15 protein-coding genes are annotated in these 17097 nt (G+C 55.8%); 6 read left to right on the top strand and 9 right to left on the bottom strand.

Annotated elements, in window-relative coordinates; genetic code table 11:
* Window positions 1–14: 14 nt before the first annotated feature.
* Genes AC6I8N_RS09870 through AC6I8N_RS09890 form a run of 5 tightly spaced genes read right to left on the bottom strand, consistent with a single transcriptional unit; the run spans window position 15 to window position 5621 of the window.
* The gene (locus AC6I8N_RS09870) at window positions 15–881 is read right to left on the bottom strand and encodes an ABC transporter ATP-binding protein (protein WP_415173377.1); all 867 of its coding nucleotides are present in this window, start codon (window positions 879–881) and stop codon (window positions 15–17) included.
* Window positions 853–1758 carry an ABC transporter permease gene (locus tag AC6I8N_RS09875; protein ID WP_021183357.1) on the bottom strand — a complete coding sequence of 302 codons (906 nt, stop codon included), beginning with the start codon at window positions 1756–1758 and terminating at the stop codon, window positions 853–855. Before AC6I8N_RS09875 ends, AC6I8N_RS09870 begins: the two co-directional genes overlap by 29 nt.
* Entirely contained in the window at window positions 1755–2780 is a 1026-nt protein-coding gene (locus AC6I8N_RS09880) for an ABC transporter permease (protein ID WP_208725401.1), read from the bottom strand. Before AC6I8N_RS09880 ends, AC6I8N_RS09875 begins: the two co-directional genes overlap by 4 nt.
* On the bottom strand, window positions 2777–4408 hold the full coding sequence (locus tag AC6I8N_RS09885) for an ABC transporter substrate-binding protein (protein WP_497830609.1): 1632 nt from the start codon (window positions 4406–4408) through the stop codon (window positions 2777–2779). The genes AC6I8N_RS09880 and AC6I8N_RS09885 overlap by 4 nt, the downstream gene beginning before the upstream one ends.
* A 58-nt stretch (window positions 4409–4466) precedes the next feature.
* Window positions 4467–5621, bottom strand: a complete 1155-nt coding sequence (locus AC6I8N_RS09890; RefSeq protein ID WP_021183354.1) for a mandelate racemase family protein — start codon at window positions 5619–5621, stop codon at window positions 4467–4469.
* A gap of 313 nt (window positions 5622–5934) precedes the next feature.
* Here AC6I8N_RS09890 and AC6I8N_RS09895 point away from each other — a divergent pair, with 313 nt between their 5' ends.
* From AC6I8N_RS09895 to AC6I8N_RS09905, 3 genes are all read left to right on the top strand, one after another.
* Window positions 5935–7050 carry an ABC transporter substrate-binding protein gene (locus AC6I8N_RS09895; protein ID WP_036625282.1) on the top strand — a complete coding sequence of 372 codons (1116 nt, stop codon included), beginning with the start codon at window positions 5935–5937 and terminating at the stop codon, window positions 7048–7050.
* Between the two features lie 12 nt (window positions 7051–7062).
* A complete protein-coding gene (locus AC6I8N_RS09900) occupies window positions 7063–7269 on the top strand; it encodes a hypothetical protein (protein WP_497830610.1) in 207 nt (68 codons plus the stop codon).
* Window positions 7270–7692: 423 nt separating this feature from the next.
* A complete protein-coding gene (locus AC6I8N_RS09905) occupies window positions 7693–9108 on the top strand; it encodes an MFS transporter (RefSeq protein ID WP_021183338.1) in 1416 nt (471 codons plus the stop codon).
* Between the two features lie 81 nt (window positions 9109–9189).
* Here the strand turns inward: AC6I8N_RS09905 and idnD are convergent, their stop codons facing one another.
* From idnD to AC6I8N_RS09920, 3 genes are read right to left on the bottom strand one after another with little or no spacing between them, the layout of a single operon-like run.
* On the bottom strand, window positions 9190–10230 hold the full coding sequence (gene idnD, locus AC6I8N_RS09910) for an L-idonate 5-dehydrogenase (RefSeq protein ID WP_497830611.1): 1041 nt from the start codon (window positions 10228–10230) through the stop codon (window positions 9190–9192).
* Window positions 10230–11600, bottom strand: coding sequence for an MFS transporter (locus tag AC6I8N_RS09915; RefSeq protein ID WP_497830612.1), 1371 nt, complete (start codon window positions 11598–11600; stop codon window positions 10230–10232). The genes idnD and AC6I8N_RS09915 overlap by 1 nt, the downstream gene beginning before the upstream one ends.
* A 48-nt stretch (window positions 11601–11648) precedes the next feature.
* Window positions 11649–12416: an SDR family oxidoreductase gene (locus tag AC6I8N_RS09920; RefSeq protein WP_497830613.1), complete on the bottom strand. Its 768-nt coding sequence runs from the start codon at window positions 12414–12416 to the stop codon at window positions 11649–11651.
* Window positions 12417–12702: 286 nt separating this feature from the next.
* On the opposite strand from AC6I8N_RS09920, the gene AC6I8N_RS09925 reads away from it, so the two are divergent.
* The 3 genes from AC6I8N_RS09925 to AC6I8N_RS09935 all read left to right on the top strand — a co-directional run bounded on the left by AC6I8N_RS09925 (window position 12703) and on the right by AC6I8N_RS09935 (window position 15514).
* On the top strand, window positions 12703–13407 hold the full coding sequence (locus AC6I8N_RS09925) for a FadR/GntR family transcriptional regulator (RefSeq protein ID WP_021183334.1): 705 nt from the start codon (window positions 12703–12705) through the stop codon (window positions 13405–13407).
* Between the two features lie 96 nt (window positions 13408–13503).
* Complete coding sequence (locus AC6I8N_RS09930; protein WP_497830614.1) at window positions 13504–14757, top strand: enolase C-terminal domain-like protein; 1254 nt, start codon at window positions 13504–13506, stop codon at window positions 14755–14757.
* 121 nt (window positions 14758–14878) lie between these two features.
* The gene (locus tag AC6I8N_RS09935) at window positions 14879–15514 is read left to right on the top strand and encodes a DapH/DapD/GlmU-related protein (protein WP_497830615.1); all 636 of its coding nucleotides are present in this window, start codon (window positions 14879–14881) and stop codon (window positions 15512–15514) included.
* Between the two features lie 217 nt (window positions 15515–15731).
* Here the strand turns inward: AC6I8N_RS09935 and AC6I8N_RS09940 are convergent, their stop codons facing one another.
* Complete coding sequence (locus AC6I8N_RS09940; protein WP_497830616.1) at window positions 15732–16700, bottom strand: GT-D fold domain-containing glycosyltransferase; 969 nt, start codon at window positions 16698–16700, stop codon at window positions 15732–15734.
* Window positions 16701–17097 lie beyond the last annotated feature (397 nt).

The following is a 17097-nucleotide window of genomic DNA, read 5'->3' on the forward strand; positions in this document are numbered from 1 at the left end:
TTCATGCGTTCTCCTTAAGGTTGCAGCCAGCTGGCCTGACGTTGTAGCACCGGCAGCCGTGGGCGACGTTGGTCGATATCGGGCAGCGCCGCCAGTAACCCCTGGGTGTAGGGATGCTGCGCCCGATCGAGGTCGGCGGCGGCTAACGACTCCACCACCCGCCCGGCATACATCACCAACACCCGGTCGCAAAAATGGCGCACCAGATTGATGTCGTGACTGATAAAAATCAGCCCCAGCCCGCGTTGCTTCACCAGATCATCCAGCAGGCCCAGTACCTGCAAGCGCACGGAAATATCCAGCGCTGAGGTGGGTTCATCAGCGATCACCAGCTCCGGGTCGGTGATCAGCATCATGGCGATCATCACGCGTTGCCCTTGTCCACCGGAGATTTCGTGTGGATAGAGTTGATACACCCGTTCAGGATCGCGGATGCGCACCACATCCAGCATCGCCAGCGCACGCTGACGAGCTTCATTGCGCTGGCCGGGGTGATGGCTGCGCCAGGCTTCGGCGATCTGTTCACCGATTCGCACTACCGGATTGAGGGAGTATTTCGGGTCCTGCATAATCATTGAGATACGTTTCCCCCGGATAGCACGCATCTCCGCCGGGGTGGCACGCAGCAGATCCACCTCACCAAATTGCATACGTTGTGCGCTGATCTGCGCGCTTCGCGGATGTAACTGCAACAGGGCGCGGCCAACGGTGGATTTACCTGAACCGGATTCGCCGACAATCGCCAGTTTCTCCTGCCCAAGCTGGAAGGAGACGCCACGCACCGCCGGGGTAAGCTGGCGTCCCTGCGCGAAACTGACCTGTAAATCTGCTACGTCGAGTAACGGCGGGGCGTTACTCGCTACGGGGATCGAGGATGTCACGTAAGCCATCTCCTAAGAAATTAAACGCCAGACTGTTCACCAGAATCGCCAGACCTGGCACCGTCACCACCCACCAGCACTCCAGCATATAGCTGCGACCGCTGGCGATCATCGCACCCCATTCCGGGTCCGGCGGCTGTGCGCCGAGGCCGAGAAAGCCCAGCCCGGCAGCGGTGAGAATGATGCCCGCCATATTCATGGTGATACGGATAATCACTGACGGCAGGCACAGCGGGACAATATGTTTCCACAGCACGCGCAGCGGTGAAGCACCCTGTAAACGCACCGCAGAGATAAAATCCGCCTGCCGCAGCGACAACGCTTCGGCACGCGCCAGACGGGCGATCGGCGGCCAGGCGGTAAGGGTAATGGCGATCACCACATGTTCCAGACCAGGACCAAGCGCGGCGACAAAGGCCAGTGCCAGCACCAGACTGGGGAAGGAGATAAAGATATCGGTGACGCGCATCAGCACGCTATCCACCTTGCCGCCAAAATACCCGGCGGTTACGCCCAGCAGCAGGCCAAGTGGGCCGACAGTGACTGACACCAGCAGCACGATATACAGCGTGATGCGCGCCCCCCATACCAGGCGGCTGAAAATGTCGCGACCGAATTCGTCGGTGCCAAACCAGTGCTGCGCGCTGGGGGGACTCAGGGCGTTATTGAGATCCTGAATCAGCGGATGGTATGGCGCGATCCACGGCGCAAACAACGCCGTTACCAGCAACAACAGAATGATCGCGCCGCCAATGGCGGTCAGCGGATTGCAGGCCATACGCCAGATAAACTGGCCGCTACGGGACGCAAAACGGCGGAAGCGTGCCAGACGCTCCTGCGCCGCGCTGGTGTAAGGGGTATCCAGCGAAATCGTCATACTTTAGTCCTCGGGTCGAATACCTGATAAAGCAGGTCAGAAATCAGGTTAAGCAGGACAAAAATCAGGCCGACCACCAGCACGCAGCCCATCACCGCATTCATATCGCCCAGCATCAGGCTGCCGGTGAGATAGGAACCAAATCCCGGCCAGGAAAACACCGTTTCGATCAGCACCGCGCCTTCCAGCAACGAGCCGTAGGCCAGCGCCACCACCGTCAACAGCTGGACCAGGATATTGCGAAAGGCGTGTTGCCAGATCACCTGCCACTCGGTCAGCCCCTTCACGCGCGCCGTCAGAATGAACTCCTGCGTCAGTTGCGCCAGCATAAAACTGCGCGTCATGCGGCTGATATACGCCAGCGAGTGAAAGCCGAGCAGAGAAGCGGGCAGGATCAGATGATTGAGCGCGCTGGCGAACACGCTGCCATTTCCGGCCAGCAACGCATCGACCAACAGCAACCCGGTGCGGCGCGGCACCAGACCGTCCAGGCTGAAGTCCACCCGTCCTGCACCACCGACCCAGCCAAGATGGGCGTAGAACAGCAGCAGGCCCACCATCCCGACCCAAAAAATCGGTGTCGAGTAACCCGCCAGGCTGATGATGCGCACCACATAATCCACCACGCCATTGCGGCGTGCCGCCGCCCAGACGCCGAGCGGTACACCCAGCCCGGTGCCGATCACAATCGCCAGCGTCGCCAGTTCCACCGTGGCCGGGAAGACGCGCAGGATATCGTTGATCACCGGCTGGCCGGTCAGTAGCGCCATGCCAAGATTGCCGTGCAGCAGGCCATTGAGGTAGATGGCAAACTGCACCCACAAGGGTTTATCAAAGCCGAGTTGATGATAAACCTGCTGATAAGTGGCGTGATCGGCATCCGGTCCGACAATCGCCAGCACCGGATCGAGCGGCATCACGCGGCCGATAAAGAAGGTCAACAGCAGCAGGCCCATCAGGGTGATCAGCACCTGCCACCCACGGCTGCGAATGCGCCGCCAGTGGCTTCGCGTCAGTTTCATGGCGTACCTCCTGCCAGGCTGTCCGGGGTTTTCCATACGTCGCGCAAAAAGGTGGTGGCCGAAGGATGCGGGATATAATCCTGTACCCGGTTATTCACCACCACGGAATCGACCATTTGCGAGATGGGCATCAACGCCGGTATCAACTGGTCGTAGCGACGTTGAATGGCGAAGTAATCCTGCTGTTGACGGACGCTGTCGCGTTCCAGCAGCGCCTGGTCGATCATCTGGTTGAGTTGCGCATCGTAGAAACCGGTACGCCATCCCTGGAAATTGGTCAGTCTGGCGCTATCGGCGTTGTTCGGGTTGTAGACCAGCGAACGCAGGCTGGAGTGGGGATGCGGTTCCACGCCGCTGCCGCCACGTCCGACCAACAGATTGAATTGACGCTCACGCATCGCGCCATAGATCTGGTTACCGGTGCCGGTGACGATTTTGGCGCGAATGCCGCCCTGCATCAGCGTGGACTGAATGGCGATGGCGATATTCAGAAACGGTTGGTCTGCCAGCACGCGCAGGGTGGTGTCAAACCCATTGGGATAACCGGCTTCCGCCAGCAACGCTTTGGCTCGGGGGATATCCAGTTTGTAGCCAGGGTCGGGAAGGGTGGCGGGCATCCCGGCCTGAATCGGACGTTGATGCAGTTCGCCATAACCCGCCATCAGGCTTTTGTTGATGCCCTGATAATCCACCAGATAGCGTACCGCCTCGCGTACTTTGGCACTGGCGAAATGCTTATCCTTCATGCTCATCGCCAGATAGTAAATTGTGCCTTTGGGCACCGCATCGACGGTGAGATCCGGGTCGTGGCGCAGCGCTTTGACATCCGGGATCGCCATATTGCTGGCAATATCGATATCGCCTTTTTCCATCATCAGGCGCAGTGTCTGCGACTCCTGCAAATGGCGGAACACCACGCGCGACAGCTTCGGTGCGCCCCGCCAGTAGTCAGGATCGCGATTCATACGCAGCACGTCTTTCGCCTGCCAGACATCGAGGCGAAACGGGCCGGAACCGGCTTCATGGGTGGTCAGCCAGCGGTTGCCCCAGTCCCCGTTGCTGGCATGCGCCTGCACGGTTTTGCTGTCCAATACCACCATGCTGCCGAGCGCAGCCAGTGAATACAGTACCAGCAGCGGGTCGTTGGCTTTTGGCAGACGCAGGACGACGGTGCTAGCGTCCGGTGCGGTTATCATCTGGTCGACATTGTCTTTGCTGAAACCATAGGATTTCCACACCGACGCCTGGGCCAGATTCAGGTGCAACACCCGGCGCATCGACCACACCACATCCTCACTGGAGAGCGGATTACCGGAATGAAAGGTGACGTTGTCACGTAAGTGAAAGGTGAGCTGGCGGTTGTCCGGGCTAATCTCCCAGCGTTCCGCCAGCGCCGGACGGACATGGGTGAGCTGGCGCGGGTCCAGCTCCACCAGCCCGTCATACAGATTCACCACGATGCCCACCACTTCATTACCGGTCATGGCGGCGGGATCGAGGGTTAACAGGTTGTTCATATTCATGCCGACGATCAGCTGATCATCTGGCGTGGCGGCCCGCAAACCGGGGCTGGCCGCCATCAGCAGCAGCGCTATACAGCACGCTGTGCAACGAAGCAAAAGATTCATAAGCAAAGTCCAGCAGGTCAGAGGTTTATTGTTGTTTGCCGTACTGCTTGTGTCGGGGTTACCAGCGATTCAGGGTATGGGTTTCAATCCAGCTAAAGTTGATATCCTCGCCCAGTCCGGGGCGGGTTGGCAGATGCACAAAACCCTGGTCATCCATCGGGTCAACCAGGCTGTTGAGATACGCAGGCGGTTGCTCGTAATCGAGGAACGGATGCAGTAAGCCTCGTTCGTACCAGCGGCAGTTGCGGATGGCGCCCACCACCGCCAGGCTGGCGGCACCGTTGCCGTGGACTTCACAATCCATGCCAAAGGCTTCGGCCAGACTGGCGACTTTCAGGGTGGCGGAGATCCCACCTACGCCGTTGGCCCCGGCACGCAGAATGTCGCAGGCTCCGGCGCGCACCCAGTCAGCGCGGCTGTGATGTTTGCCGCCGAGGCTTTCCGGGCCAAGCACATCAATGCTCAGGTTATCTGCCAGCCAGGCATAAGAGGCCATGCTCTCTTCTTCCATCGGTTCTTCAAACCAGGTGAAGTTGAGTTTTTCCAGCGCCTTACCAATGGTGAGGGCATCGCTGCGGCTGTACCAGTGGTAGCCGTCCAGCATCAGGGCGATATCCGGTCCAACCGCTTCCCGCACCGCCGCACAGGCTTTGATGTCCATGATCGGGCTGGGCGCAAACGACACCGGCGGCATCCAGGTATGCAGCTTAATCGCGCGATAACCGCGCGCCACCAGTTGCTCGGCAAACTGTGCGTACTCATCGGGGGTCGATAAGCCGCCTTCCAGTTGATCGCCACACATGGTGCTGCCATAGGCGGGGATGGTGTCGCGGTAGCCGCCGAGCAGTTTATGCACCGGCAGTTGTAATTTTCGGCCAATCAGGTCCCACAACGCCTGTTCCACCGCCGACAGGGCGCGCTCCGTTAACTGATGGGCGCTGCCGCGTTGCCAGTGCACCAAATCCTGCCATAACCGTTCACGATCAAAAGCGTTTTGCCCCAGCAACACTTTGCGGAAGAAGGCGTTGACCACATGCGGGCGAATCACTTCCGCCGGCGCGAAGGCATAGCCGCAGTGGCCGTCTTCGCTGGTCAGGGTGAGCATGGCCAGTTGTGCATCGCTTTCCGGACCGGGATGCGAATGCCCGGCGCTATCCGATACACGGCGGGTGGGGTAACTGAACAGGGTGACATCAATGGCGCTGATCTTCACGGCAACTCCTCCGGGAATACATACCCATACCTGGGTGTTAATGAAAAATTAAAACGTTGTTTCATTTTTTAATCTAGCGTTCACCTTTTGTTTGCGCATTAGCCAAAATGCGGTAAATCGCGGCGATAAATTGGGCAATTGCATGGGGTGTTGTGAGGGTTTTCACGAAAGACGCACGTTTTGTGAGCGGCGACACAGCTGGAGGGATGTAAAAAAATGTGTCGTGAAGGCTTTTCATTTTCTTTCCGCCAGGTAATAGTGACGCCGCGAAATGCATTAATAATAATCATTATCATTTGTATGGGTAGATCACATGAAGAATTGGATGTTAGCGCTGGGGTTATTGACGTTTTCCTTAAGCTCGTCTGCCAAAGTTATTACCGATGTGGCCGGACGCCAGGTTGAGGTGGCGCAGGAGTCAAAACGTATCATTCTGGGGGAGGGGCGACAGATGTACCTGCTGGCGGCCTTCGATACGGCGACCCCCTTTCAGCGCGTGGTAGGCTGGCGCGATGATTTCCACAAGGCGGATTACGATGGCTACATGGCGTATGAGAAACGTTATCCGCAAATCAAGACGTTACCGACTTTCGGTGGGGCAAAAGATGGCACCTTCAACGTAGAACAGGCGCTGACGCTGAAACCTGATTTGGTGTTGATGAACCTCGAATCCAAAGCGGCGACCGACGAAGGCAAACTGATTGAGAAATTGCAGGCGGTGGGCATTCCGGTGGTGTTTATCGATTTCCGTGAGAAACCGATGGAGCACGCCGAGCAGAGCATCCGTATCATGGGTGAACTGGTCAACAAACCGCAGCGGGCGGAAGAAATTATCGCGTTCCGTCGTGCAGCGATTGCCAAAGTGACCGATCGCCTGAAGAACTTTGACGGCAAACGCCCGAAAGTGATGATTGACCGTGCCGGTGGTTATACCGACGAATGCTGTATGTCATTTGGCAACGAGAACTTCGGTCAGATGGTGGAACTGGCGGGCGGCAGCAATATCGCGAAAGACCTGATTCCTGGCACCTTTGGCACCCTGAATCCTGAACAGATTATCGCCAGTCAGCCGGATGTGGTGGTGGTGACCGGTGCCAACTGGAAGAACTACAACACCGTGGGTAAATGGGTGGGTGTGGGGCCGGGGGCTGACACGAAAGAAGCGGAAGCGCGTCTGCGCACATTGATGATGCGCGATGCGTTTAAAACCTTGCCGGTGGCACATAACGGCAATGCCCATGCAATCTGGCATCAGTTCTACGACAGCCCTTATCAGTTTGTCGCTATTCAGGCGCTGGCGAAGTGGTTGCATCCCGAGTTGTTTGCCGATCTTGACCCGGATGCGACCTTCCGTGAATTCCATGAAAAATTCCTGCCGTTGCCGTATCAGCCGGGTTATTGGGTGACATTACCGGCTGACAAGTCCTGATACAGGACTCAAATGACGGGCAATAAAAAAGGATTTGGCAGCAACGCCAAATCCTTTATTTTTGTTCACGTAACGGCTGGTAACCGGGTGGTGAACGGGGTGCTCAGCACTCATCACAAAACGAATCATAAATTGTGCAGAGAAAGATTTCAAGTTCAGGAAAAATACTGTATGGTTATACAGGTGTTGAGTGCCGGGCGTGATCTCATTGCTTACTGATGACTCCCAGGGGCGCGGATTGTCAAAATCCCGGCAGGTACCAGGTGGTGCTGGCCTGTGGCTTTCACAATGAGCGCCGCTCAGCACTCATCACAGATGTGCTAAGGCGTTCGGCGGGTGGAGTCAAAGTCCCGAATGTCGCAAGGCGCGCTCCTGTCACGGGAGAAGGAAAGTGATGGAACTGATTAGATTACTGTTGGACCTGGTCCGGGTTATCTTGCAGATCATCGTTGCCCTTTTGCAACTGACCGGTCAGGCACACTGACCGGAACTTGAATCAAGGCGGAGCTGACCACTCCGCCTTTTTTCGTTGGTCACGGCTTGATTCATCTTTCGCTCGTCGCGGCGCGATAAATCGCGCCGCAACATGTTAAGGTGTGGAATTCTGCCCGTTTTTTCTCACCTGAACAGGACGCCAAAGGAATGCCTCATCCTTCGTCACAACCCACCGCCCCGGCTGGCAGCACGCTCTGGTTGGCGCTGCTGGTGGCGCTGACTTTCTTTATGGAAAACCTTGATGCCACGGTGATCGTCACCGCCATCCCACAAATGGCGCGTGAGTTTGCCGTCGGGCCAGTGGCGCTGAATGTCGGTATCAGTGCCTATTTATTAGCGGTGGCGATCTTTATCCCAATCAGCGGTTGGCTGGCCGGACGCTTTGGCGCGCGTAACCTGTTCGCCGCCGCGATTCTGTTGTTTACCCTCGCATCGGTGTTGTGTGGCGTCAGCGACAACCTGCCACTGTTCACCTTTAGCCGGGTGTTGCAGGGCATCGGCGGCGCGCTGATGGTGCCGGTCGGGCGCATGGTGGTGCTGGGGGTGACGGCGAAAAAGCAGATGGTGAAAACCATCGCGGTAATCACCTGGCCGGGACTGATTGCGCCGGTGCTGGGGCCGCCGCTGGGCGGTTTGATCGTGACTTACGGACACTGGTCGTGGATCTTCTGGTTGAATATTCCGTTAGGTATCCTGGCGCTGGTTGCCACCTGGTGGCTGGTGCCGCAAAGCCGCAACCACGCGCTGCGGCCATTCGATGGTCTGGGGTTTGTCTATACCGCCCTGGCCTGTGTGACGCTGGTCAGCGGGCTGGAACTGCTGGGACACAGCGAACTGACCAGCGGATTGTTGTTGCTGGTGGTGGGGATCGCCAGCGCGGTACTGAGCTATCGCCATAGCCTGCGTCATCCGGCTCCGCTGTTGCCCTTTGGGACGCTTGCCATTCCCACTTTCCGCAGTACGGCAATTGCCGGGTCGTATTTCAGGGCGTCGATTAACGCCATTCCCTTCCTGTTGCCACTGCTGTTTCAGCTCAGTTTCGGCTGGAGCGCGGTGCAGGCCGGTTCGATGGTGTTATGGGTTTTTGCCGGTAATCTGGCGATGAAACCGGCCACCACCTGGCTGATGAACCGCTTCGGTTTTCGCCGCATTTTGCTGTGGAATGGCTTGATCAGTCTGCTGGCGGTGCTGAGCTGTGTGCTACTCAGTCCATCCCTGAGTTATTTTGCTATCGCTACCATCCTGTTTATTGGTGGGTTGACGCGTTCGCTGCAATTCAGTTGCTACAACAGTCTCGGCTTTGCCGACGTGCCGCAGGAGAAGATGGCGGATGCCTCGGTGATCTTCAGTATCTTTTTCCAGTTCAGCATGAGTGCGGGTATCGCGATTTCGGCGCTGCTGATGCGGATATCAATGGGATGGCGCGACAGCAACGTTCCGGGCCAGATGGATGTGAATGTGGCCTTTATCGGCATATCGCTGCTGGTAGCCTGTTCACTGGTCAATGTCTGGCGACTGGAGAAGAACGCCGGACAGCAACTGCTGAAACAAAGAAACGGTTGATCCGTAGCGGCGCGATTTATCGCGCAGTTCTGTGCACGATTTTGGAAAAACCTGCGCGATAAATCGCGCCGCTACGTCAGGTTAGAACACCAGTTGCACTTTGGCTGCACGCTCTTTATCGGCGGCCAGTTCCAGTGCACTGACCGCCTCGGTCATCGCTATCTCAGCGGAAAGCAGCGGCAGGGGGTTGATTTTGCCGGATTCCAGCCAGCGCACCGCGGTAGTGAACTCACCGGTAAAGCGGAAAGAGCCGCGCAGTTGCACTTCTTTGACCAGCAGTGGGCCAACGGGATAGTTCACTTCGGGTGCCCCCATCCCCAACTGCACGATAATGCCGCCGGGGCGGGTAAAACTGACGGCAGAGGCCACGGCAGCGGATGCGCCGGAGGCTTCAAAGCAGACATCAAACGCACCGCCATTTTCCGTCCAGCCTTGCGTGACATCTCCGTCGCGTGGGTCAGCCGTCAGACTGGCACCCATTTGCTGCGCCAGATCACGGCAACGTTCGCTGATATCAGTCGCCATCACTTCGGTGGCACCCGAGGCCAGCGCGGCGGCAATCACCAGACAACCAATCGGCCCGGCTCCGGTCACCAGCACGCGTTTACCGGTTAAATCGCCTGCCTGACGCACCGCATGGATACACACCGCCAGCGGCTCGGCAAAGGCGATGATCTTCGGATCAGATGTGGCGGCAAAAGGCACGCACTGCACCGGGTGAACGGCAACGTACTCGGCAAAGCCGCCGTTAACGTGGGGATAAAACTGGGCGCTTCCCATAAAGCGCATGGAACGGCAGAGATTTTGTTTGCCCTCCAGACAAAACGCGCATTGCTGGCACGGTTGCGACGGATTGATTGCCACCCGTTGCCCTGGCTGTAAACCACTCTGCGCCGGAGCTTGATCGACGATGCCGACAAACTCATGGCCCAACACCATCGGCGCTTTCAATACCGACATCCCTGCGCGGCCATGCTGGTAATAATGAATATCGGAGCCGCAAATGCCTCCACGCTCAACGCGCACCAGCACCTGATGGTCTTGCCACTCAATCTCGCGGGATTCACAGCGCACATCATGGGCGGCGCTAACCACCACGGCGTTAACGGTTTTCTTTTGCATTATGCTTCTCTCTGTAAATCAGTGGGCGTATCAAAACGTGAGTTGGCATTTTCCGGCTGTTCCTCGCTGGGTGGCGTCAGCACCTCAATTTTTCCGACCAGTAACAAATAAGCGAGGAATCCGCACAGCGCGACGGCGGCGATGTACCACATCGCGTACTGGAAATTCTGTGTACGCTGCAAAATCACCCCGATAATGATCGGGCTGACGATGCCGGACAGATTGCCGAAAATATTCAGAAAGCCACCTATGGTGCCGATCAGATGTCGCGGGATAACGTCACTGCACACCACCCAGCCGAGGTTGGAGAAGGCGTTGGCAAAGAAGGCGATGGATAAGATGGCGATGGCAATCACCGGGCTGTCCTGGAAAAAATTCACCAGCGCAATCGAGCAGGTCAGCAACATCCCCGTCATGACTGGCAACTTACGGGCGAAGGTGCGGCTATGGCCGCGTTTCAGCAGCATATCGCTCAGGGTGCCGCCGCACAGTACGCCCGCCATCGCCATCAGATAGGGGAACATCGCACCAATTCCGGCTTTATCAATCGACAGATGCAATCCCTTCTCGAGGTAGACGATAAACCACGTCAGGAAAAAGTAGAGGGTTGAGGAGGCCGCGAACTGCGCGATAAACAGCCCCCAGGTAATACGCTGGCGCAGGATGTAACGCACGGACGGCCAGCTGACACCGGGGTTTTGATTCTGCTGGTTGCTGGAGCCGTAGCCACCCCCCTGGCGAATCACCGCCAGTTCCGCGCTGTTGACGCGGGAACTGTGCTGGGGGTCGCGATAGGCAATCAACCAGTAGACGCCGAACACAATGCCAATCAAGCCGGAGATGTAAAACGACATCTCCCATCCCCACTGGCTGACAATAAATGACAGCGCCGGTGTCAGCAGAGCCAGGCCAATATATTGCGCACTGGAGTAGGTGGCCGTGGCGCGAGCGCGTTCATGGTCGGGAAACCAGGTGGCGATGATCTTGGTGTTGGAGGGGAAGGAGGGCGCTTCCGCCACGCCGATCAGCGCACGACACGCCAGCAGCATCATAAATGAGGCGGTGGCGGTAGTGAAAAAGTGATGCGATGCCAGCCCCATCAACAGGGTAAAGAAGCTCCACAGTACAATGGCGCTGCCGTACAGCCAGCGTGAACCAATTCGGTCAAGCAGATAGCCGACCGGGATCTGGCTCATGGCGTAGAACCAGGTAAACATCGAAAACAGCAGCCCCAGTTGGGTTGCCGAGAGGAAGAACTCTCCCTGGATGTGAGAGCCAGCAACGGACAGGTTGGCCCGGTCCATATAGTTGATTGCCGTGACAACAAACAGCATCGCCAGAACAGAAAGTCGGGTACGAGTCGGTTTCATATTCAGCCTTTACCGTGAATGGTTTTTATCGGTGAAGTGACGAGGGATTTATAAGGTGGCCAGCCAGCCGCCATCGACATAGATCATCTGACCGTTGACGTAATTTGAGGCGTCAGAAGCCAGATAAACTGCGGTGCCAATCAGTTCTTCAGGTTTACCCCAGCGGCCGGAGGGGTTGCTGTTGCACACCCATTGATTGAACTCTGCGTTATCGACTAACGCTGCGTTCATATCGGTCAGGATGTAGCCCGGCCCGATGCCATTGGTCTGGATATTAAACGGCGCCCATTCGGCCGCCATTGATTTGGTCAGCAGTTTGATGCCGCCTTTGGCGGCGGTGTAGGGGGCCACCGTGGCGCGGGCAGCTTCACTGGTCAGCGAGCCGATATTGATGATTTTTCCGCCACTGTTGCGTGCCACCATACGACGGGCCGCCGCGCGTGCCACCAGAAAGGCGCTGGTCAGATTGACGTCCAGCACGCGCTGCCAGTCAGCCAGCGCCAGTTCCAGCATCGGTTTGCGAAACTGGATGCCTGCGTTATTGATCACGATATCTACCGCGATCTGCTCGGCGTCCAGCCGGGCGAACACCGTTTCGATTTCGGCTTCATCCGCCACATTGAACAGGTACCCGTGTGCATCGCAGCCCTGGGCTTTGAGGCTTGCCAGTGCCTGCTGCATATGTTCTTCACGGGTGCCGTTCAGGATCACGCGAGCGCCAGCCTGAGCCAGGCCCTGCGCATAAGCCAGACCAAGTCCCCGCGTTGAACCGGTAATCAGTGCAGTTTTGCCGCTAAGGTTAAATAAGTTTTGCATAGCAATTCATCCCTTGATGTAACATGACTAACAAGTTGCATGGGGACGTTGTACGTGAAGCCGATATTGACAGCAATTACCAGGCGCAGTAATTGCCGGTCAGCTCACAGTTTTGCGCAGCGTTCTGCGCGGGGTAAATTGAAGGATTCTGTCTTAAATTAATGAATTTAATAGAGTAATCATTCTATTCTGATGGCGGTTGGCGGACAGGGTGATCATTTTTCCCTTGTCAGGCGGAGTGTGAAGCGTTAAAACCTCAGACATGTAGGACAAGTGAGAATAACCGGTGAGCCTGGAAAGCGTCCAAAAGCATAATGTCGTCGATGTTATCTACGAACAGATGAAACAAAACATTCAGAACGGCGTCTGGGAATCAGGTTGCAAGCTGCCTTCGGAGGCGGAGTTAACCGCCACCTTCCAGGTGAGTCGCGTCAGCGTGCGCAGTGCGGTGCAGAAGCTGCGTGATCTGGGCGTGGTGGTGACACACCAGGGGAAGGGGACCTATGTCACCCGCGACCTGGCCCGCTACGACGCCTTTAGTGACAACGCGCCAATCCTGCATCTGTCGCAGGAAGAGTTCGATGATATGCGGGTGTTTCGCCAGACGGTCGAATTCCGTTGCATGGAGCTGGCGGTGCAGAACGCCACGGATGAAGATGTTCAGGCGCTGGAAAAGGCGCTGAACCGCATGCTGGTGAGTCGTGACGACTACAAAAAGTATTCGCTGGCGGATTATGATTTTCATCTGGCAATCGTCAAAGCCTCGCACAACAAGGTGTTTATTCACGTTATGGAATCCCTGAAAGGGATTTACGTGCATTACCTTGAGGAGTTGAACCGGGTGTTGGGCATCACCCTTGAAAGCGTGGAAGCGCATATCAAGGTGTTTATGGCGCTGAAAAACCGCGATGCGGCCCTGGCAACCGAGACGCTGAACAGCGCCATGACCCACAACGTCCATGCCATCGAGGACGTGCGCCACAATTGTTAACGAAAAGCCCCTATGCGCCGCTACGTCGGGTATCAGATCAGGGGCTTTTTTTGACGCATAACATGTAGGACATCATACAGGATAAGTGAGGATTTCATGAGTGAACTGAAAATTACCGACGTCAAAACCATTCTTACCGCCCCAGGGGGGATTGATCTGGTGGTGGTAAAGATCGAAACCAGTGAACCGGGACTGTACGGCCTGGGCTGCGCCACCTTTACCCAGCGTATTTATGCGGTAGCGGCCGCGATTGAAAATTACATCAAACCCTTTTTAATCGGCAAAGATCCGGCGCGTATCGAAGACCTGTGGCAGTCGGCCGCTGTCAGCGGCTACTGGCGCAATGGCCCGGTAATGAACAATGCGCTCTCCGGTATGGACATGGCGTTGTGGGATATCAAAGGCAAACTCGCCAATCTGCCGGTGTATCAACTGTTAGGCGGCAAATGCCGGGATGGCATTGCGCTTTACCGGCACTGCGATGGGGCGGATGAAGTCGAAGTCGAGGACAATATCCGGGCACGGATGGAGGAAGGCTTCCAGTATGTCCGTTGTCAGGTGGGGATGTATGGCGGCGCTGGCACCGATGATTTGCGCCTGATTGCCGGAAAGCTGGCGCGGGCGAAAAATATCCAGCCTAAAGTATCGCCGCGCAGCCAGACCCACGGCATCTATTTTGACCCTGACGCCTATGCGCGAGCCGTGCCGCGCTTGTTCGATCACCTGCGTAACAAGCTGGGATTTGGGGTGGAATTTATCCACGACGTGCACGAGCGCATCACGCCAATCGCCGCGATTCAGATGGCAAAATCACTGGAGCCGTATCAACTGTTTTTCCTTGAAGACCCTGTTGCGCCAGAGAACATCGACTGGTTAAACAAACTGCGTGCGCAGAGCAGCACCCCGATAGCGATGGGGGAACTCTTTACCCAGATCAACGAATGGAAACCGCTGATCCAGCAGCAATTGATCGATTATATCCGCTGCCATGTCAGCACCATTGGTGGCATCACCCCAGCGAAGAAACTGGCCACGCTGGCGGAGTTGTACGGCGTACGTACCGCCTGGCATGGTCCGGGTGATATCTCACCGGTTGGCGTGGCGGCCAACCTGCATATCGATATGAGCATTACCAACCTGGGGATTCAGGAATATACGCCGGTCAATGAAGCGCTTCAGGCGGTGTTCCCCGGTTGCCCGGAAATTGACCGTGGATACGCCTATCTGAGTGAACGTCCGGGATTAGGGGTGGATATTGACGAGAAACTGGCGGCGAAATACCCGGTTTCCGGTGGTCTGCCGGAGTGGACCAATGCACGTTTACCGGACGGCACTGCCGCCCGGCCATAAAGGTTACGCCGGATGGTACTTTTGCCATCTGGCTGTCATCTTGCCCGGTTAGGTTGATGTCTCGTCGCTGCCCTGGCGCAGCTCAGTTATCCAGACATCTGACCACCACGGAGTTTTCGCTATGGCACTCGCTGCTGTGCAACCGGCTAAACTGCAACACACCGTCATCGATCCCAGCGTGCGTATGCGCGAGACTCACATTGGTCAGCAGTGTGAAATCCTCGCCCACAGCTATCTCGAATACAGCGAATTAGGCGACTTTTCTTATGTCGGTGAGCACTGCTGCATCGCAGACAGCCAGATAGGTCGCTTTACCGCGATCGCTAATCAGGTGCGTATTGGTGCGCCGAATCATCCAATGGATCGTGCTTCGCAGCATCGGTTTACCTATTGTCCTGAGTACTACGACAGCCACGCGCAGCGTGACAGCACGTTTTTTGCCGAACGGCGCTCTGACCGGGTGATCATTGGGCACGACGTGTGGATCGGTCATGGGGTGATCGTACTGCCAGGTGTGACGGTAGGCGATGGCGCGGTGCTGGCGGCCGGGGCGGTGGTGAGCAAAGATGTCGCGCCTTACACCATTGTCGGTGGCGTCCCGGCCAGACCGATCCGTATGCGCTTTACCCCGGCGATCGCCGCACAGTTGCAGGCGATTGCCTGGTGGCACTGGCCGCTGGAGAAACTGATGGCACATCTCGGTGATTTTCAGTCCGGTGATATCGCCGCGTTTTGCCAGCGTCATCAGCATCGGTAGCGTATCTGATATCCACAGTGTGTCGTAGCGGCGCGATTTATCGCGCGGTTATAGCGATGCGCGATAAATTGCGCCGCTACGGCATGTGTATCAGGCGTCGTGTGGTTTCTTTCCGGGTATCTCAAGCAATCTCAAAAAAACCATTTTTTGAGATTGCTTGAGATAAAGAGACGTTGTCCCGGCGATATCCGTCGCAACGTCCAGGCTGAGGGGCGTTTTACACTATCGGCTGACGTAGCGGTGAAGCGGTTGGCACCGCTTCCGGTGTCATTCCGACATGTTGCAGAATCTGGCTGCGATAGTGTTCATCGGGATCGATCACCTCATCACTTATCAATACGCCGACTTCATTAACGTTCTTGCCGGCCACTTGCACTTTGTCGCGTGCGGCGCTGCGCATCCACTCGTATTCGATATCAATATGTCCACTGTCGATGCAACGAATACCCTGCTGGCTGAGATCGTACGCCAGCACCGTGGCGGTGGGGCCAAGTGAAATCAGGACCATGTCAAAATAGCGACCATGAGCCAGTACGGCACTATATAACTCGTTGTAAACCGAAAAGGCGTTACGGTTAAGGGTGGTTATACGCTTGATTTCGCCCGCGCCAGCTAACAAATCATTACCCATTCCCAAACGTGTGCCACTGCCTTCCACAATTAAAATCTTTTTGTCTTTGAATAATTGCTGGAACTTGGCAAAGATCACCGCAGATGATGTCTTGTCTTTATAATCGTGATAAGGCCGCGTCACCGAAGTATTACCGTAACAATATTTCTTACTTAATAATGGCTCATAGCGTAAAAAACAAAACGCTTTATGGAAAAACCAGAACAAGGCAGAGCCAAAACGCATATGTCGCGTGCTGCGAAAGGCGTCCGGCAAACACAATAAACAACTGGGATTATGATTCACACCCCGGCGCAAAATCTCTTTTAAACGGATTGAAAGCCGCTCATCAAACGCCTGAAAACCAATGTTTTTAAACAACGTCATCTCCAGTTCACCGTCACCGTAGCGGCTGATTGAGAGGTGATCGTTGTTCAGTAGCAAGTCAATGGTCTGCTCCGGTGACAACACTTTATATTGTCTGACGCGGGCACTGGCTCGGGGATATTTTAACGCAGCATGGGTGAGCTTAAAGGGGAAACGTAATTTGCGATAAAGTGAATTGGCACTGATCATCGTTAACCTTCTTGTTATAAGCAGACTTACTCCAGAACGGTCGCGTGACTTATATCACACCCCCCTGATATTTTTAGGCTGAGAAAACTCTCAAAATAACCACCCTGTGCAATGACTTATCATTATTAAATAATGTGAAAATGCCGAATTAATTAAAAACTGAATAAAATTGTCGAGATAGATATGAGCGAGGGAAGTCGTTATGGGAATAATCGCACCAGAGAAAAACTAACCAATTAAAGTAATTCATTTAATGCACAGTTATGTACGGTCCCGTAGCGGCGCGATTTATCATACGGTTAACCTGTTATGGTGATTTACTGCTCATCTCATGAACAAAAGATGCTATTTATCCTCACTAATGATTAATTCTCCCCACCAATAATGAAACGTGATT

Source organism: Pantoea sp. X-Soil-TKNS-1279 (assembly GCF_059730565.1).

Coding starts and splice junctions, on each gene's coding strand:
- AC6I8N_RS09885 (WP_497830609.1), bottom strand. CDS start 4,408: ATGAATCTTTTGCTTCGTTGCACAGCGTGCTGTATAGCGCTGCTGCTG.
- AC6I8N_RS09915 (WP_497830612.1), bottom strand. CDS start 11,600: ATGAAACCGACTCGTACCCGACTTTCTGTTCTGGCGATGCTGTTTGTT.
- AC6I8N_RS09900 (WP_497830610.1), top strand. CDS start 7,063: ATGACGGGCAATAAAAAAGGATTTGGCAGCAACGCCAAATCCTTTATT.
- AC6I8N_RS09905 (WP_021183338.1), top strand. CDS start 7,693: ATGCCTCATCCTTCGTCACAACCCACCGCCCCGGCTGGCAGCACGCTC.
- AC6I8N_RS09940 (WP_497830616.1), bottom strand. CDS start 16,700: ATGATCAGTGCCAATTCACTTTATCGCAAATTACGTTTCCCCTTTAAG.
- AC6I8N_RS09880 (WP_208725401.1), bottom strand. CDS start 2,780: ATGAAACTGACGCGAAGCCACTGGCGGCGCATTCGCAGCCGTGGGTGG.
- AC6I8N_RS09920 (WP_497830613.1), bottom strand. CDS start 12,416: ATGCAAAACTTATTTAACCTTAGCGGCAAAACTGCACTGATTACCGGT.
- AC6I8N_RS09935 (WP_497830615.1), top strand. CDS start 14,879: ATGGCACTCGCTGCTGTGCAACCGGCTAAACTGCAACACACCGTCATC.
- AC6I8N_RS09875 (WP_021183357.1), bottom strand. CDS start 1,758: ATGACGATTTCGCTGGATACCCCTTACACCAGCGCGGCGCAGGAGCGT.
- AC6I8N_RS09895 (WP_036625282.1), top strand. CDS start 5,935: ATGAAGAATTGGATGTTAGCGCTGGGGTTATTGACGTTTTCCTTAAGC.
- AC6I8N_RS09930 (WP_497830614.1), top strand. CDS start 13,504: ATGAGTGAACTGAAAATTACCGACGTCAAAACCATTCTTACCGCCCCA.
- idnD (WP_497830611.1), bottom strand. CDS start 10,230: ATGCAAAAGAAAACCGTTAACGCCGTGGTGGTTAGCGCCGCCCATGAT.